We start from the raw sequence: 1,456 nt of genomic DNA, 5'->3' as shown, positions 1-1,456 counted from the left end.
CACCGCAGCTGTAGTTCCGGCATCTGGGCTGGTCAGCGGCTTGCGGGGGTGGTGTGAGGGTATGGGTACGGCCACCATGATCATGAACGTTTGTGAGGACGTATCAGAACCAGGTGGCCGTGGAGGCCACGATAGCCCAGGCTGCCTGGGGTCGGTTGTTCCGGGCAGCCACGGACGCGATCGCGGACTGCTTCGCGCGGCGTGAGTCACGTGCAACGGCAGGGGAGATGATCACGGGGCTGCTGGCAGAGGTGGACACGCGGAACTGCTGGACGCTGGCTGAGGCGCTGGGGCATCCGGGTCCGCACCGGCTGCAGCACCTGCTGTCACGTGCGAGGTTCGACCACGACCGTGCCCGTGAGGAGATCGCCCGCCTGGTCGTGGGCGAACTCGCAGGCCAGGAGACGGTGCTGGTCGCGGACGAGACCGGGGATGCGAAGTCCTCGACCGACTGCGTCGGCGCCGGCCGCCAGTACTCCGGCGCGATCAAAGGCGTCGGGCTGTGCCAGGTCGCCGTGCACCTGGCCGTGGTCACCGCATCGGTGCGCGTGGTGATCGACCGGGCCCTTTACCTGCCGAGGGACTGGGCCGCGGACGAGGAACGCCGCACGGTGGCCGGCATCCCGGAGGAGATCATGTTCGCGACCAAGCTGCAGCAGACCGCCGCCATGGTCAAGAACGCGCTCGACCTGGGTGTGAGGGCACGCTGGTTCGCCGGCGACGAGGTGTACTCCGGTCGCGAACTACGCCGGAACCTGCGGGAGTTCGGGCTGGGTTACGCGGTCGGTGTGTCCCACGCGCACACGGTCACCGACGGAGCGGGCCGCCGGTGGAAGGCCGGCCGGTTCATCAACAAGGTGCTGCCGCACCAGTGGATGCGCATGCGGACCGGACACGGCACCAAGGGCACCCGCGAGTACGACTGGGCCTGGCTCGACGTCCGCGCGGACGACACCCCTGACGGACACCCCGAGGGCGTCAGTGTCCTGGTCGCCCGCCGGCACCGTTACACCGGCGAAACCTCCCTCTACCGCTGCTGGACGCCCGGCGACGTCACCCTCGCCCAGCTCGTGGAGGTGATCTGCCGCAGATGGCGGATCGAGGAGACATTCCAACTCGGCAAGACTTTCACCGGCCTGGACGAAGGCCAGGTGACCTGCTGGAACTCCTGGATGCGCTGGTCACTGTTCTCCCTGATCGCCGCCGCCGTCCTCGCACTCACAGCCGCTGCCACGACCAGCGTCGGCACTGCCGAACCGGCCCGCCTCGTCCCGCTGACCTGCCCCGAACTCGTCCGACTCCTACGGGCGTTCGTCCTCACACCGCCCGTTCGGGACGCGGAACACGTCCTGCACTGGATGACCTGGCGCCGCCACCATCAAGCCGTCGCGCAAGCCTGTCACCAGCGGCGACACGTTCTCCAGGACCAGCCATGACCGGAACTACAGCTGCGGTG

At 68.5% G+C, this 1,456-nt stretch carries 1 protein-coding gene; it reads left to right on the top strand.

Features of this window, described 5'->3' with window-relative positions:
- Positions 1–92 precede the first annotated feature (92 nt).
- Positions 93–1,436 (top strand): IS701 family transposase, encoded by a 1,344-nt coding sequence (locus tag ACIQFZ_RS43495; protein WP_402694008.1) that lies wholly within the window; start codon positions 93–95, stop codon positions 1,434–1,436.
- Positions 1,437–1,456 lie beyond the last annotated feature (20 nt).

The organism is Streptomyces sp. NPDC093064 (assembly GCF_044754605.1).
In the GTDB taxonomy this organism is placed as follows: Bacteria; Actinomycetota; Actinomycetes; order Streptomycetales; family Streptomycetaceae; genus Streptomyces.
This window is presented reverse-complemented; position numbering and strand designations above follow the sequence as displayed.